The sequence below is a fragment of the Saccharibacillus sp. O23 genome (genome assembly GCF_002205895.1).
GTDB lineage: Bacteria > Bacillota > Bacilli > Paenibacillales > Paenibacillaceae > Saccharibacillus.
Map to the genome: position 1 here is coordinate 98880 of NZ_NJDE01000014.1, position 16248 is coordinate 115127.

General features: G+C 54.1%; 9 protein-coding genes. 6 read left to right on the forward strand and 3 right to left on the reverse strand.

The annotated features are described in order from the left end of the window. Positions 1 to 50 precede the first annotated feature (50 nt). Positions 51 to 5927 (forward strand): DUF4011 domain-containing protein, encoded by a 5877-nt coding sequence (locus tag CDO73_RS17565; protein WP_179218735.1) that lies wholly within the window; start codon positions 51 to 53, stop codon positions 5925 to 5927. Positions 5928 to 6009: 82 nt separating this feature from the next. Further along, the gene (locus CDO73_RS26815; protein ID WP_179218731.1) at positions 6010 to 6186 is read left to right on the forward strand and encodes a hypothetical protein; all 177 of its coding nucleotides are present in this window, start codon (positions 6010 to 6012) and stop codon (positions 6184 to 6186) included. A gap of 161 nt (positions 6187 to 6347) precedes the next feature. Here the strand turns inward: CDO73_RS26815 and CDO73_RS17570 are convergent, their stop codons facing one another. Together CDO73_RS17570 and CDO73_RS17575 are read right to left on the reverse strand one after the other, a co-directional pair. Next, positions 6348 to 6737, reverse strand: coding sequence for a hypothetical protein (locus tag CDO73_RS17570; RefSeq protein WP_088489834.1), 390 nt, complete (start codon positions 6735 to 6737; stop codon positions 6348 to 6350). Positions 6738 to 6867: 130 nt separating this feature from the next. Beyond that, positions 6868 to 7290: a hypothetical protein gene (locus CDO73_RS17575; RefSeq protein ID WP_088489835.1), complete on the reverse strand. Its 423-nt coding sequence runs from the start codon at positions 7288 to 7290 to the stop codon at positions 6868 to 6870. 129 nt (positions 7291 to 7419) lie between these two features. Here CDO73_RS17575 and CDO73_RS17580 point away from each other — a divergent pair, with 129 nt between their 5' ends. The 3 genes from CDO73_RS17580 (at position 7420) to CDO73_RS17590 (ending at position 11501) form a co-directional block, all read left to right on the forward strand. Further along, a complete protein-coding gene (locus CDO73_RS17580) occupies positions 7420 to 8802 on the forward strand; it encodes a DNA-binding protein (protein ID WP_143536149.1) in 1383 nt (460 codons plus the stop codon). Positions 8803 to 8912: 110 nt separating this feature from the next. Further along, on the forward strand, positions 8913 to 10088 hold the full coding sequence (locus CDO73_RS17585; RefSeq protein ID WP_088489837.1) for a hypothetical protein: 1176 nt from the start codon (positions 8913 to 8915) through the stop codon (positions 10086 to 10088). Between the two features lie 312 nt (positions 10089 to 10400). Further along, a complete protein-coding gene (locus tag CDO73_RS17590; protein ID WP_088489838.1) occupies positions 10401 to 11501 on the forward strand; it encodes a hypothetical protein in 1101 nt (366 codons plus the stop codon). Positions 11502 to 11614: 113 nt separating this feature from the next. Here CDO73_RS17590 and thrS read toward each other — a convergent pair whose 3' ends face one another. Then, complete coding sequence (thrS, locus tag CDO73_RS17595; RefSeq protein WP_088489839.1) at positions 11615 to 13603, reverse strand: threonine--tRNA ligase; 1989 nt, start codon at positions 13601 to 13603, stop codon at positions 11615 to 11617. Positions 13604 to 14223: 620 nt separating this feature from the next. Between thrS and CDO73_RS17600 the strand changes: the two genes are divergently transcribed. Beyond that, positions 14224 to 16056, forward strand: coding sequence for a coiled-coil domain-containing protein (locus tag CDO73_RS17600; RefSeq protein ID WP_088489840.1), 1833 nt, complete (start codon positions 14224 to 14226; stop codon positions 16054 to 16056). Positions 16057 to 16248: the final 192 nt, after the last annotated feature.

Consider the following 16248-nt stretch of genomic DNA (forward strand, 5'->3'; position numbering starts at 1 on the left):
AGGAGGGGTATAATGGCAATTATCAGGGTCTAATGGAAGGTGTTGTACAGATGAATACGACAGAAGCCAAGCAGAAGATGGACAAGAAAATCGAGAAATGGAAATCGGATTTAATCGATATCAGCGGAAGAAATCCTTTGCTCAATTTCAAACCGAAAAAAACAAACAGCTTAAGACTGTTGGAAAACCTTTCTTGGCTTGCCGAGCAGCTGCAGGACGAGCAGTATTTGAATCTCGAAGAATTGGAAACGCCTTTTCTTGAAGAAGTTCGGCGGCTGCAAAGCAAGACTTACGAGATCACTTCGGCTGAAAGCGATAAGATGAGTCCTACGCAAAGACGAAAGCATCAGGAAGATTGGGAACGTAACATTCAGAATCGGATCAATGAGCAATATAACGAATTGAAGAAGGCTTTGACTAAACTTCGCAATAGTGCGCGTACCGCAATGAACGAGCAGGGCATAAACATCGCTTACCTTACTTTCGGCCTATTGAAATGGAAACCTGGCACAGGAACCAACTCTGCGCAAACGAGCAGTGCGCCTCTGCTTCTGCTTCCGGTAATGATCAAGAAGGCCTCCGCTAATTCTCCTTTTACGATGAATATTTATGAACAGGAAATGATCGTGAATCCGTTCATGAATCATGTGCTGGAAGAACAGTTCGGATTGACATTAAGCGATCTGATCTTCGAAGCGGATAACCCGGATTTTACGGATATTTTTGAACAAGTATACGATAAAATCGAAAATTTGCAGGATTGGGCAGTTGAAGAGGACTGTTATTTGTCGTTGTTCTCTTTCAACAAATTGGTCATGTATAAAGATCTTGAGCAATATCGCGGTCTGCTCGAGAGTCATCCTCTAATTCGCGAGATTGTCGGCACCGCCGGAGAAGACACAATCAGACAGAACTTCGATGCGGGTCTTATCCCTTCGGAAAGCCGCATGGATAAAGAAGTCCCGGCCGAACAAAACTTCAATGTCGTCGATGCCGATTCCAGTCAGCAGCGCGCGATTATCGCAGCCAAGAAAGGTATGAGCTTCGTTCTTCAAGGCCCGCCGGGAACAGGGAAAAGCCAGACGATCACGAATATTGTCGCGGAATGCTTGGCAGCAAGTAAAAAAGTTCTGTTCGTCAGCGAAAAAATGGCGGCTCTAAACGTCGTTAAAGACCGTCTCGAAGAACGGGGACTAGGCGAATTCTGTCTGGAAATGCACAGTCATAAAGCGGGCAAACGTCAGGTGCTCGATTCGCTTGCGGATACGATTAACAAGCCGCCTGCAGCTAAAAAGGTCCCGGAAGAAATCTATCAGCAGATGAATTATTTGCGCGACCGTCTGAATACGTATTCGGAAAAATTGCACGAAGTACGTCAACCCTACGGAAAAAGCGTCTACGAAGTGCAAGGGCTGCTTAACCCGTTAAAAGATATTCCCGAAATTTTATCGGCCGTACATCTTTCTGCGGATCAGAACTTGGAAGAAATTTATCGCCTGCTGGCCGATCTGGATCGTTACCGGAATCAAACTTTGCAGGAAGACTTGCGACCTTGGGAAGCTTTGTCGGCAGGTCGGTTTTCGTTTGAGCTGCAGGCCAACGTCCAAAAATTGCTTCAGCATACGGCCGAAATCACCCGAAATGCTCTTGCTCTTGCGGAAACCCTTTCTGTAGAGACGGGACTTCGAGTTTCTCGGACGGAAGAATTGGACCGGATCGTTTCCATTCTGGAATTGGCTTCCGTTTCGCCTCGTCCTCCGCAATCATGGTTAACTTCGCTGGACGTTTCGGAACTGATGCGTGAAGCACGGGAGCATCAAGAACAGGTAGGTGAATTTTTTGCGCTGCGCGGCGAATTGCTTCAAAGTTTCGACGAACAGATTTTGGCACTGCCTTTGCAAGACTTGCGAGGAACTCTTTTCGGCGATTCGAATTTCCTCAATCAGGTTCCGGAAAAAGACCGTTTAAACGTTCTGGACGATCAGGCCGAAAAGATTGAACAGGCGGCGGAAAACTTCGGACGTGTAAGGGAGCAACTTCGACTGTTTGACGATACGGCCAAAGCGGCCGGGCAGCAGGAGGTGTCGAGCTTAAACGATTACCGCCGACTATCGCGCTATATGAAGCTTTTTAATCTAAAAGCACAGCCGGCATTCGCGTGGTTTGTCAAAAGCAGTTGGAATACCACGACCCAACAGGCCCACTTGGCGAAAAGCGATCATGAACGGATGTCGCAGATGCGGCAGCAGCTGCTTTCGGCGTACGAAACTTCTTTTATCGAGCAAGACGCGGGAACACTGATCGAACAGATTAACGAGAGCACCGCAGGCGTTCAAATTTTTGCAAGCCCGGACTACTCGCTGCTTCGAGAAACGCTGTACGATAACCGGACTCAAATTCTGACGACATCGGAAGAGTTATTCGGATGGTACAAGCAGTGGGGTGAGCTTAAGATCGAGTTCGAAGAATTGTTCCAGCTCGAACTGACGCGGGCATCCGACGTCCAACGACTAAGCCGAATCATGGAACTTGTGGCCGTGAATCCGCAGCCGGAACGCGAATGGTTCGATTCCTCGCACAGCCGCCAAGTACGTCAAGAACTGGAGAACACCAAAGAGTTGCTCGAGAAGTTCGAAAAAGATCGCCAAGAACTGCTTGCTGTCTATGTAGATGAACTGCTGGATGAGCCGGGGCTGGAAGAGCGAATCGAGCAGATGCACAATCGCTGCTTGAACGAATATCAATCTCCGGTTAAACGGGCGTTAGGCGGAGGATACCGCAAAGATGCGCGTTGGCTCTCCGCACAGCTTAAAGAATCGAAGAAACTGGATTTTCAGGCTTTCTTAAAAGATATTCGCGCTATCAGGCGGACATTGAATTACCGTTCGCAATTAAAGAAACAGGAATCGCATTGGGCTGCCTTGATGGGACGTCATTATCTGGGACTTCGTTCGGATTGGAAGGCTATCGAACATTCGATCGCGACGACCGAAAAAATCGTGGATTGGCATCAGGGCAAACCGATCTCTTCGGCTCTTCAAGAACTTCTTGTGTCTCCTTCGGGAAGAACGGAAGAACTGTTAAGCCGCTATCGGCAGCTTAAGCGGAATTCGGAAGCTTTGATCCGCTGTCTGTTAGGTTTGAAGACGTCTTTCCCGCAGATCTGGAACGCTTCGCTCGCTCCAGAATTAGAAAGTTGGAACTTGGATCAGATGATCTCGCGTTTGTTGGAAGATAGCGGGAATATTCAATCTTTGATTTCACGAATAAAGCCGATTGTCGATTTACGTATCGGTTACGGGGAGCCTCGATATCGTGAACTGATGGAGGATTTAGTCGGGCTGCAGTCTTTCCGTGAGCTGCAAAATTCGCTGAAAGACAAAGAAGCGTACTATCGCCATACGTTCGGCAAAGCATTTCAAGGAGAAGATACGCCTTGGGAAGATTTGCAGGAGGCGTTAGAAGAAATCGGGCGCCTTCATACGGAGAACATCATGATTCCGACCCGAATCGCGCAGTTTGCGATTGATAATACCGAAGATTACCGTGAACGGCAAAAGTCTCTTGAACAGTACGTTCATACTATGGAACGTTCTATTCAAACGCTGGATACCGAGATTCCGATCGTCATGCAAGACCAAGAAAGCATTCACGTAATGAATCGATCTTTGACACGGATAGGCGAACGTCTAAACGGATTTATAAGCAGCATGCAGCGTTGGCGTACCGCATACTTGTCGATTCGATCTACGGTCAAACTTTCCTTTGCCGACTTTGGCGAACTGCAGGCTAAACTGGAACTGGCGTTGCAGGTTCAGCGGCAGCAATCGGCGTTGGAAGATCAAATGGAGCATTTGCAGCAGATATTCGGTTCACGCATTCAAGGATTTTCGACAGATTGGCCGTTGATCTTCGATGCGCTCGCATGGACTGAAGAATGGAAAGAACTGTTGGGCGAAGATACTGCGTTAAATCCGCTACTTCAGTTTGTTTGCGCAGAAGGTATAGAAAATAAACCGCTCTTGCAGGGACTGACCGAAAATATTCGACAATCGAAGACGGTTTTAACAGACATGACGAGCCGTTTCAGCGCACAGTTTGATCTTTCCGCAGCTTTTAAAGAGCAATCCGAAGCCGACCTCACTTGGGAAATGCTAAATGGCTATGCGAATTCCAGACTGCCGCATTTGGAGCTGATGGAGAGCTGGATTCGTTATCGTAATCTGCAAAAGCAGGCGTACGAGAGCGGGCTGAGAGATTTTGTCGATCAGGCTATGCGCGAGAGCAGCGAATATTCGCTGAAAGATCTGTTCCAGAAAAGGATGTTCAAACAGTGGCTCGACCGCGTATACGAGCAGGAAGATCTGCTGGCGGAGTTTGACGCGCATCAAGCGAGCGAAGATCTGAAGCAGTTCCGCAAATTGGACGGCGGCAGCCAGAATCTGAACGTGATTCGGATTAAAGAGAAGCTGGAAAGCGAAAGGGCACATGCTTTATCCGCTCCCGCCTTCCTGCGCGAAAAGCAGCTGGTACTGCATGAAATCGGTAAGAAAAAGCGGCATATTCCGATTCGTCAACTGATGCAAGGATCGGCGGATTTCGTTCAGTCGCTCAAACCTTGCTTCCTGATGAGTCCGCTGTCGGTCAGTCAATATATCGATGCGCACAAAATCAAATTCGATCTGGTCATCTTCGATGAAGCGTCCCAGATTTTCTCGGAAGACGCGATCGGAGCCATGATTCGGGGCAAGCAGGTCATTATCGTCGGCGATACGAAGCAGCTGCCGCCGACGAATTTTTTCCAGAGCAGCGGCATCGAAGAAGATTATGATACGGACGAAGAGCAGGAAGAGGAAGTGAATTACGAGAGTATTCTGGACGAATGCGCCAACATCCTGCCTCCGCTGGATTTGCGTTGGCATTATCGGAGCAAGCACGAGTCGCTGATCACGTTCTCCAACGAAGCTTTCTACTATAATAATCTAGTCACTTTCCCGAGTGCGGATAACGGAAACTATCTGGGTACCGACTTCGTGCATGTCCAAGACGGCATCTACGACCGCGGAGGCAGCAGCACCAACCGACCGGAAGCTCGCAGAGTCGCCGAGCTGGTGTTCGAACATTATCGGGATCACGGCCATCAATCGCTCGGCGTTATCGCGTTCAGCCAGAAGCAGGCTGCTGCGATCGAAGAAGAACTGCAGATTATGCGCCGTCAGCAGCCGGAGTTCGAGCAGTACTTCCAAGAAGGCTCGCGCGAAGAGTTCTTCGTGAAAAGTTTGGAAAATGTGCAGGGCGACGAACGCGATGTCATCTTCCTAAGCGTCGGATACGGACGGGCCGCCGACGGATCGATCTACTACAACTTCGGACCGTTATCCAAAGCCAAAGGCGAGCGAAGACTGAACGTGGCTGTGACCCGGGCGAAGTATCATATGAAGCTGGTCAGTTCTATTACGCCGGACGATCTGCCGGAGGCTAAGGTGGACGGCAACTCGGGCTTGAAGCATCTGAAGCAGTATATGCAAAACGTCATGTACGGATACCAGCCGATGATTCGCGGAGCAGGCGGGATTCCCGAATTCGACTCTCCATTCGAAGAAGACGTGTATCAGGTACTCACCGATATGGGGTACTCCGTCGATACGCAGGTCGGCTGTTCCGGCTATCGGATCGATCTGGGGATCGTTGATCCCGATGACAAGACCAAATATCTGATCGGCATCGAATGCGACGGAGCCAATTATCATAGCTCCAAGGTCGCAAGAGACCGGGATCGCCTGCGGCAGCAGGTATTGGAAGGACTAGGCTGGAAGATCTACCGGATCTGGTCGCAGGAATGGTTCAAGAACCGGCGGCATGAGGTGGAGCGGTTAAAGTTGTATTTGGAAGAAGAGACGAAGCGGGAGATATATTTGGGGATTTGAAATGATTTTTGTTACCAACTTCCTGTTTCCCCGTCCTCCATTCCGGTTACTGCTTCCTTATAACCCACGGGAGGTGAGAGCCATGTCCGACAACCATGACGGCAAGCATTCTTCCAAGAAAATGACGAAGCTCGCATCCAAAGTGCTGCACGACAAAGAAGCCGAGAAGCAGTCGAAGTCGCTGGCGGGTTCGGTGCTGTCGCAGGCCGAGTCGCATCATGACGAAGACGAGCAGAAGAACGAGGAAACGAATAAGTGAAGTTATCTTTTAAAGCCGAACAAGAACCCTGCTCCTTCACGCGAAGGGCAGGGTTCTTTGTGATCCGTAACGAATCCTTCATGCACCCGTCAAGTCATAGACCTCTCGTTCATCTGTGGGAATTGCCAGTGATCCGTCGCGAGTTCTTCGGCCAAAAAGCTTCAATCGTCGATCGAATTGTCGCTCCATTGAATCTTCACGATCTCCGGCTGCTGGCTGTTGTAGCGAACGGTATGTACCGACCGCGTGCTGCTGTAGATGCTGAGCTTATACGTGTCGCCGCTCTTGTCGGTAAAGGCCAGATAGCCCGAACCCGATCCGAAGCCCGACGGCCCTTGCGCATCGACGTTCAGCACGTAATCGTAGGTCCCCGGAGAACCGGTTAGCGTAATGCTGTAAACGCAGCCGTTGCCGTTGAATTTAACCATGTCGTACAGATTCGAAGAGCCGTTGATCGAGACTTCGGAGTTGACGGTCATGCCGTCGCGTCGTTCCGCGCTGGAATTCTCGCCGATGTTCTGAGCGGTGAAATCGGAAATCGGATAAGCCATAGTAAATCCTCCTCTAATAATTATATTTTTTAGGACAAAAATTCCAAATGCATCCCTCAGTCATTATACTACTGGAACAAGATAATAATAAATGGTTTTTTTTGTCCATTTGAGAAATTTTATCGAACGCTTATTTTCTCGGAGCCAGCCCGATCTTCTCGCCGCTCGTCGAATCGAGATAAACGACAATTTCGCCGAGCATCATATCCTGCGTGGTCGGGAAGGTAACTTGCACCAGCCGATCCGGAATTTCTTCTTGTTCCGCCATCGAATCCATCAGCGGAAACGGAACCTGGTCGCCGCGGATTTCCGCGACTTCCGCCTGTTTCCAATCGATCTTCACGGTTTCTTGCGAGGCTGCGGAAATGCTGTTCCACGCGAGCTCGCGCATCTTCGTCGTTCGGTTTGCGGCTTCTTGCTGCACGGTCTGCGACGCAGCGGACGGTTCGGAAGAACGCGTGTCCGAGACCGTTTGATGTTCCTCGCATCCCGCGATGAGCAGGGGAAGAGACAAGAGTAAGGTTAAGCCGATTTTAGTGCCGATAATCTTCATATGGAAATCCTCCTTAATAGTGAGAGCGTAACGAACCTTGCTTTTCGGACGTTCATGAGGGTGCGGATGTTGCAAAGACTACGAAACGGAAAAAAGAAAAAGGAAAAAAGAAAAGGGGCAAGGGAAGAAATGCCAAACATGCAAGGAACGACCCTACTGCGTAACGAAATCGAAAAAGGGATCGCCGCAAGCGGCATGACGCTTGCGGAATTCAGCGTGCGTTCGGGGGTCAACAGAGGCATTTTCAGCGCGATCTTGAGAACGGATTCGCCTAAGCCGATCTCGTTGAATCAGTTGGAGAAGATCGGAGAAGGGTTGGCAAAACCGCCGGACTGGATGTTCGAATGCTACGCGGAGGAATGTTTTTTCGGCGGGAAACCGAATCGGCGGCGCGTCGAACCGTTTCTGGTCCGCTGCGCCGAACTGGATCGGACGGACTGCGTCGAAGCCGTATTGGAACGTTGGATGGAAGATCCTCGCCAGCTTGAGCATGTATTCGAATTGGCGGAAGATCTCTATGCGCGGGGCAGGAAGAGGCAGTCGCTTATTTTCTACCGGCGGGTGGTGCGAGGCGAGAAGTACCATCAGTCGCAGCGGCTTGCGGTCAGCCAATACCGGCTGTTCGTCGCCGCGATCGGCGAAGACAACGAGCGGAATCTCTGCGCGGCGATCGAATTCGAGCCGTTCTGCGACAAACTGCCCGACCGTTACCGGATCGACGGAATCATGCGGCTGTACGACGTGTATCTGACGCTGGGCAAAATAAACAAAGCCGAATATTACGCGCTGGAACTCGGCGAATTCGCGCATCGATTGCATAAAGAGCAAACGGCTTATTTTCTGGAGAAAGGCATGTATCCGGATCTGGGATTGGTCAAGCCGCTGGTCGTGTATTACGGTTATTCGTACCTGAGCATGGAGAACGTTCAGTTTCGCAAAGGGCAGTTGGACGAAGCGTTGGCATCGATTCAAGCTTACGCGGACTTGAGCTGGTTTCCGAATCAGGACGATTTTGCCCATACCCAGATTGCCAAGTTCGCCCAATACGCCCGCCAGAACGAGACGCATCTCAAACTGCTGATCGGTCGCGAAGCCGAAGAGACGATAAGACGCTGCGTCGGCATTCTCGAGAACGATCCGCCCGAGACGCTGGTCAGCCTTTTTTTCTTGGTAAAAGCGGCGAACCGGCACGGTTGGGACGTCGACGGGATTCTGGATCGCTTCGAAAAACAGTTCGAGCGCGCGTTAGAAGAAGAAGGACGTTATCCGAGAAACAATCTGCTCAATCGGTACGAGAACGTTTGTTACCAAATGGCTTTATACTTTTTCGCGAGAAACGCATGGGACAAAGGGCATGACCGGCTGCTGGACGGATTGGACGTGGCGATCGCGATCAACGATCGGGACATGTTCGCGAAATGCGTTCCGTTGTTCGAAAAAAATCGCTTAGCGGCTTCCGAAGCGCAGCTTCGACGTTACGGCGAGCTGTTGGCGAAAGTCAAAACCGAATGATAAATTTTCAAGGCTTTCTGAAAATGGGGGCTTTTTTACGATTCGGAGGGGCTTTTTTGGTTTAAAGGACTTAAGATCCTAACTGCGTACATACCAAGGAGGCATTCATCATGAAAAACGGACCGTCGGGCAAGGGCAAGATGAAGTGGTCGGCCGCGGTGCTGGCAACGGCTGTAGCGGCGGGCGGCGTTTATGCGCTGCCGAGCGTGTTTGCGGACGGATCGTCCGAGCCTCAAGCGGAATCGACGCAAGGGAAAATTCCGAGTTCGGTTACGACGTCGACGAACGCCGCAAGCGTGCCGATCGCGGCCCGCGCGGTAGCGGCTTCGGCGCCGGCCGCGAAAAAAGGCGATGCTCAAGTCGTGCAGCCAGTAATATCAGCCGATCCGAAAAAGACTTCGGCGGGAACGTCGCGTTCGGCGCTGACCGCGCTCGAAGGAATGAGCATGGAAACGGTCAAACGCTTCGCGCTCGCTTCGTCGGAGAAAGAATATGCCAAGTTAGTGGAAGTGCGGAATCGCGCGGTCGAAGTGTCCAACGATCCGAATGCGCCGGCGGACCGCGTATTCGCGACGTCGCGCAAATTGGAAGAAGCGATCGACCGTTACAACGATAAAGCGATCGGCGGCGCTAACGCAGTGTCGAAAGTATTGGCTCAATCCAAGTCGGATACGCTGAACGGGCGAAACGAAAGTCAACTCGACTCGGCCGGAAAGCTCGTGCTGCTCGGCGTTCAGGAAGCGCAGAACAAGCTTGCCGCCGATTCGTCGAAAGCCGGCGCGCTGTCGGCGTACAAGTATTTCCTGCTTCGCGTCTCGGAAGCCAACGATCTTCAACCGTACCAGCCGGCCGACTATTCGGCCGTGTTGAACCAATATGAAGCGAATATCAACGCCCGGATGGAAAGCGCGGGCAGCTATGCCAAGAAAACGGATAAGCTTCAGAAAGCCTATGCCGTTTCCGCGCAGGCTTTAAAAGAAGCGATCGACCGTTCCGCGGGCAAAAATGCGTTGGATGCCGCAAAACTCGGCGTAGAAACGACGTATGCCGCGCTGACGGAAGGACTGACGTTGGCCGAAGCGCTGCTCCAAGCGGAGCCGCTGCTCGAATCGACGACCGGCAAAGAGAAAGGGCAGTATCCGCCGTCGGCCGTAGGCACGCTGAGACGCGATCTGCACAAAGCCGAACGGGCGCTCGAAACCGCCAAAACGGTCGAACCTCTGACGCAAGCGCGGGCGGATCTGGCCAAAGCGATTACCGATTTCAAAGCGAAGCGCAACGCGTAAGCGTTAAGCATCGGATACTTTCCATAAGACTTCCTTATCCCGGTTTTTCTCGGCGGATAAGGAAGTTTTTTCGTTGTGCGGCGGCGGACGAGTACGTCCGATTGCGGCATGGCAGCGGAATCGATAAGCCGATGCGCCAAGTTATTTCGAATATGGGGCTTTTTAGGGTGTCGCTAAGCAAGCATACCGTTTATATAAGAAATTGTACGCCAATCGACCTATTACATAAGCGTCGCGCGCATAGTCGTCGATGAACGTCGTCCGTTTCGCAGCATCTTATTCCCGTACATCCCAAGGAGGAATTCATCGATCATGCCCACAAAGAAACCGTTCGTTCGCGTCTCCGCCGCCGCTCTTGCCGTGGCCGTCAGCTTGGGAGGTTTCGGCTTCCAGCCGTCCGCCATGCAGGCTGCCGAAAACGTTTCGACTTCGCAAACCGCCATCTCGCCGTCATTCCTGAACGATCCGCTGCGGCTCGATCTGGCCCGGATCAATGGAAAAAAAGACCGCGTGTTCGGCATCACCGGCTCGTACAGTTACAATCCCGATTCGTACGAATATTACGATCTGATCGCGGTCGAGAAGCAGGCGTACGAGGTCGCGCTTGATCCGAATTCTTCCGCGGCGTTGTTGGCCCAAGTCGCGCAGAATTATGATCAGAGACTGAATGCTTACATGGATCGTTATCTGGATAAACAGAACGTGACGAAAAGTCTGGCGACCTTATATTACATTTTGTATTATAACGTGGCCAAGGAAAACATCGATAATCTGGACCCGCAGGATCGCGCTCTGTTCCAACTCGTGTTGGATACGCAAGCATATTGGGATAACACGAACGCGACCACGAATCAAGAACATGTGGACGGTTACAAAATATATTTGAACGCCGTCGTAAAGTTGGATGATACCGAAACGTACAAAGCGCAATCCTATCAGGATACGGTGAACAGATATCGGACCGGCATACAATCGCAATTAGCGAATACGCCGGGCGGAACGGACGGACACGAAACTTCGCTTGCTCTGTTCGAACGATCTGCTTCGCTGCTGGAGCAGTCGGCGTCCGCCGGTTACAACTATAATATGGTCGAAATGATCAAGGACGACCTGGAACGCCGGTATTACGAACTGCTCGACGAGCTAAAAAAAGATACGACGCCGGCTCCGACTCCCGTGCAGAACGATAAAGTTCAATTGCAGAACCGTATCGATTATGCTTGGACGCTGATGGAGCTTCCGGCCGGCATCCGTTCCGGTCAGACGCCGCAGTCGGCGTTCGGCGACCTACGCCGCGCGATCCGCAAAGCGGAATCGGTCTACGAAAAAGGCTCGACCGCGGCCGAGTTCAAAGCGGCTCGCGAAGAACTGGACGGGTCGATCCAAGTGTTCGTTTCGCGCAAAAAGCCCTGATTCGGACAGACTTCGGAAAAGCATAGAAAAAGAGCAGAAAGAAGCCTTCCTTTAGGGGAGGCTTCTTTCATGGCGTATTCGTATTTCAGAAGCCGGAAGCAGAGAGCGAAACTTTAACGCCGTGCCCCAACTTCTTCGTCCAACCTCGCGATCATCTCGTCCAGCGGAGTCAAGACCTGCTCTTCGCTATCGTATCGACGCACGTTCACGCTGCCGGATTCCTGCTCTTTTTGCCCGACGACGAAGATGTACGGAACTTTGTCCTGCTGAGCTGCCCGCATCTTGTATCCCAACTTGTTGCCGCTAATGTCCGCTTCGGCCCGCAGGCCCGCTTCGCGCAGCATGCGCCGGACTTCGAACGCGTAATCGTCGTAATGCGCGCTGACCGGCAGCACGCGAACTTGCGACGGAGCCAGCCAGAGCGGGAAAGCTCCGGCATAATGCTCGATCAAGATGCCGAGGAAACGGTCGATCGAGCCGTAGATCGCGCGATGGATCACGACCGGACGGTGTTTGGCGCCGTCTTCGCCGACGTAAGTCAGATCGAACTTCTCGGGCATCTGGAAATCGAGTTGGATCGTGCCGCACTGCCAGCTCCGTCCGAGCGCGTCCAGCACGTGATAATCGATCTTCGGCCCGTAGAACGCGCCGTCGCCTTCGTTCAGCCGGTAATCCGCGCCGCGTTCTTCGAGTACGTTTCGCAGCGCGTTTTCCGCTTTGTTCCACAGTTCTTCCGAACCCATCGAATCTTCGGGACGAGTCGACAATTCGATCCGATAGTCGAAGCCGAAGACGCGGTACATGCCGTCGATCAAGTCCATGACTTTCCCGATCTCGTCTTCGATCTGATTCGGCAGAACGAACAGATGCGCGTCGTCTTGGCAGAAAGTCCGCACCCGCATCATGCCGCTGAGCGCGCCCGAATATTCGTGCCGGTGCACCTGTCCGAATTCCATCATGCGGATCGGCAGATCGCGGTAAGAACGGAGTTCGTTTTTGTACATCAGCATATGGCCCGGGCAGTTCATCGGTTTGAGCGCGAATGCTTCGTCGTCCACTTCGGAGAAATACATGTTGTCTTTGTAATGGTCCCAGTGGCCGGAAGCTTCCCACAAGCGGCGGTTCATCATCAGCGGCGAACGCACCTCGTCGTAACCGCCGCGAAGCTGTACGCCGCGCGAGAAGTTCTCCAACTCCGTCCGCAGCGTCATGCCGTTCGGCAGATAGAACGGCATACCCGGCGCTTCTTCGGAAAACATGAACAGTTTCAGCTCGCGGCCCAGTTTGCGGTGATCGCGTTTCTTCGCTTCTTCCAGCAGGAGCAGATGTTCCTCGAGCTGCTCTTTGCGGGGGAACGCCGCGCCGTAGATGCGCTGAAGCACCGGACGGTTCGAATCGCCCCGCCAGTAAGCGCCGGCGACGCTCAGCAGCTTGAAGACTTTGAGACGGCCTGTCGACGGCAAATGCGGGCCGCGGTCCAGATCGACGAATTCGCCTTGTTCATACAGCGAGAAGTCTTCGTGTTCCGGCGCGTCTTCGATCATCTCGATCTTGTACGGTTCGTTACGTTCGCGGTAAAAATCCAAAGCTTCGTCGCGGTTCATCATCCGGCGGCGGATCGGCAGATTTTCTTCGGCGATTCGCCGCATCTCTTTTTCGATCGCGGGCAGATCTTCGGCGGAAAGGGCGGACGGCAGTTCGAAGTCGTAATAAAATCCGTCTTTCGTCGCCAGGCCGATCCCGAGCTTCGCGTCGGAACCGTCCACGCCGCCGAACAGCCGTTTGACGGCTTGAGCGAGCAGATGGGCGGCGCTTAGCCGGTAGATCGGCAGGCTGTCTGCGTCGCCGGCCAGCAGAAGATCGAGAGACGAGTCTTCCCGCGCGGCTTCGCTCAGATCGACGAGACGGCCGTCCAACCTTGCGGCGACGGCGTTTTTGCCGACGGAAGTGCCGAGAGAACGGGCGATCTCGAGCAGCGGAGTACCCGGACGGACCGAACGGACGTCGCCGTTCGGCAGACGAAGCTGCACGGATTCGTTTTCGCGGCGATCGGAAGAAGCAGGAGCGGCGGATACGGAACGGTCGTTAAAGGATTGAGACATGATGATTTCCTCCAAGCGTAGTGAGTTGGCGAGCGCAGAATCTCTTCCGGAGACGGCAAAAAGCGCACTCTCCCCGGAAAGGGACGAGTGCGCTCGGCTCGTGGTTCCACCCTCATTCGGTCACGGCCCGAAGCGAACACGCTTCGGCTGCACGCCGCGACCCTTACTTGGAATCCGTTAACGGGGATCAGGCGGCGAAAGCTACCGGCCGACGTGCCGGGTCCACTCAGGACGGGCACGATGCGACGTTCGCGTTCGCGGCTGCGAAGGGGTAATTCCGGGCCGCTCTCCGAAGAAGCTCTCAGCAAACGCTTCTCTCTCTGGGCGGGGCCAGCCGGGAATCTTGTCTTCGGTCAAAGCCGAATGTTTCGTTGATTCTGGATTATAGACGCCGAAAAAGGAAAGGTCAAGCGTTAAAAAACAGAAACCGAATATAAAATCAGGATATGAAAAATTCACTATAGAAAAATGGAACGGCGCGCGGGCATCGCGTTCCCGCATGCGAAAAAGGGAAGAAAAAGGCGGCCGAACGGACTTTTTTGCAGCCGCCTATTTGAAGAAACCCTATGCGTGAGGTTATCATGGACATACGACGATATCGGCGAAAAGAGGTGCTGGAGATGTATGGACATACTTTTGCTCAAGCCTTATGCAAATTGCGCGGAGACGAACTCAGATTGATGTACGTGCTCTGCTGCGATACGGCGGTTCAGGAAGTGCTCGTGTCGAAACTGCGCGATTGGATCAAACGGGAACCCGAGCGTTTCGCGCGGCAGTTGGAAGAGAAAGCGCTGGCTTACCGCGACTGGAACGACGACGAACTTCGGCTCGGCATTCTGCTGGAATTGGCCAAAAGAGCCAAACTGCGCGGAACGACGCTGACGACGGCCGCCGAATTGGAAGAGTTCGCGGGCGACATCGTGCAGCGGATCGAAGAAGACGCGGCGAAAGACGATCGCGCGTATGCGCTGTACCGCGACGAGCATCCGGATTCCGGCGAATTGGAAGCGCTGCTCGATTACCAGATCCGCTCGTTGACGCAGGCGCTCGGCCGGATGCTCGACGCCGCTTCGCAGGCGGATTGGGACGAATACATGCGGCGGATCGAGCCGCTGATCCGAGACCTGCCGGAGCTGCGGGAGAACGAGGTTCCCGCAGCGGAGGCGGAGCAGGCGCGCTCGCTGCGCGCGCCGGAAGAACTGCCGCCCGGACCGCTGGATCAAGCGGAAACGGGCGGCTCGGACGGTTGGCGCTTCGAGGCCGCTTCGCCGGCCGACCGCGCGCCGGAATTCGGGCCGCCGCCGGAGCTTGCGGCGGCCGAAGAGCTGGGCGGCCCGAGCGAAGGGGCCGCCTTCGCCGCCGACGAAGCCGCGCCTCATGCGGCTTCGGCCCCCGCGCCGGACGAAGTCGGCGCGGAAGAGCCGGCTGCCGCGCAGCCGGCCGAGCCGCCGCGGCCCGGCGGCGCGAAGCTGCTGCTCGCGGCGCTGGAGCGGCAGCAGGGCTTCGCCTACTACGAGACCGCGATGACGCTGGTCTCGTCGGCGGAAGGGCTGCTCGGCTTCGGAAGCCTGCGCGAGCTGTACGGGCGCCGTGCCGGCTTTCTGGCGGCCTCGGGCAGTCCGGCCTTTCTTCAAATGCTGCCCGGCGGTACGGCAAGCGATCCGCGCGCGCTCTACCGCAGCCTGAATCCGCAGCGCAGACGTCTGCCGCTGCTGCTCGCGCAGCTCTTCCTGCCGGAACTGGTATCCGAAGACGCGCTGGAAGCGGACTACGAACCGCTGCTCGCGCTCTGGCGCGCCCGCGCGGCCGAATACGAAGAACTGCTGAACAAGATCGCCGAGCAGGATGCGCGGATCGCGTACGACGAACGGGAATCGGCAAGCTGCGCGCAGCAGCTCGAGACCGCGCGGAGCGAACGAAGCGCTTCGCAGCAGCGGATCGCCGATATCCGCGGCGCGCTGGCGGACAAGCTGCGGGTCAGCAGCATGCAGCTTCCGCATATTTCCGAATCGTTCGATCGGCTGCTGGCGGAGTACGGAGACAATCAGCGGCGGATCGGCGATGCCCAATCGTCCCGTCAGGAGCGGGGACAAGGCTTCGCCGGTCTGGTCAAATATACGCTGAACTATGCGGCTTCCGGCGTGACGCTGATCGATCTGCGGCGCAAACAGGAACGCCTGCTTGAGCGCATGGCCGACGAAGCGCTGCGGACCGACGGCGAATGGGGACAAGGCGAACGCTACGTGGTCGCGGCCGAGAACGAACGGATCGGCCATCTCGATTCGGAGATCGCCCGTCTCGAGAAGCTCCAAGCCGATTATCGCGGCGACCTGCGTCTGGCCGAACAAGTGCGCAAAGCGCTCGAACAGGACAAAAAGAAGCTGGAGAAGCGGGTATACGGTTTGTCCGATCTCGCGGTCGAATCGGCTTCGTCCGAATCGGAACCGGAGTAAAGCCGCGTCGCTCGCCGTGCAGCCCCAAAATCAGGCAAAAAGCGAGTCTGCGTTGATTTTTCGTCAGCGGCAGTCGGCAAGCGAGTCGATAAGGCCGAGCTGCGCGGCTTGATCGTCATCGCAACCTGCCCTGCAGCAAAAAAGACGCTTCGGCTGCTTTGCGGCGGTCGAAGCGTCTTTTTTTCGCGATTC

What these genes read in the sequence shown, in the direction of transcription:
- CDO73_RS17570 (WP_088489834.1), bottom strand. Translation starts at nt 6,737, where the DNA reads ATGGCTTATCCGATTTCCGATTTCACCGCTCAGAACATCGGCGAGAAT.
- thrS (WP_088489839.1), bottom strand. Translation starts at nt 13,603, where the DNA reads ATGTCTCAATCCTTTAACGACCGTTCCGTATCCGCCGCTCCTGCTTCT.
- CDO73_RS17600 (WP_088489840.1), top strand. Translation starts at nt 14,224, where the DNA reads ATGTATGGACATACTTTTGCTCAAGCCTTATGCAAATTGCGCGGAGAC.
- CDO73_RS17575 (WP_088489835.1), bottom strand. Translation starts at nt 7,290, where the DNA reads ATGAAGATTATCGGCACTAAAATCGGCTTAACCTTACTCTTGTCTCTT.
- CDO73_RS17590 (WP_088489838.1), top strand. Translation starts at nt 10,401, where the DNA reads ATGCCCACAAAGAAACCGTTCGTTCGCGTCTCCGCCGCCGCTCTTGCC.
- CDO73_RS17580 (WP_143536149.1), top strand. Translation starts at nt 7,420, where the DNA reads ATGCCAAACATGCAAGGAACGACCCTACTGCGTAACGAAATCGAAAAA.
- CDO73_RS26815 (WP_179218731.1), top strand. Translation starts at nt 6,010, where the DNA reads ATGTCCGACAACCATGACGGCAAGCATTCTTCCAAGAAAATGACGAAG.
- CDO73_RS17585 (WP_088489837.1), top strand. Translation starts at nt 8,913, where the DNA reads ATGAAAAACGGACCGTCGGGCAAGGGCAAGATGAAGTGGTCGGCCGCG.
- CDO73_RS17565 (WP_179218735.1), top strand. Translation starts at nt 51, where the DNA reads ATGAATACGACAGAAGCCAAGCAGAAGATGGACAAGAAAATCGAGAAA.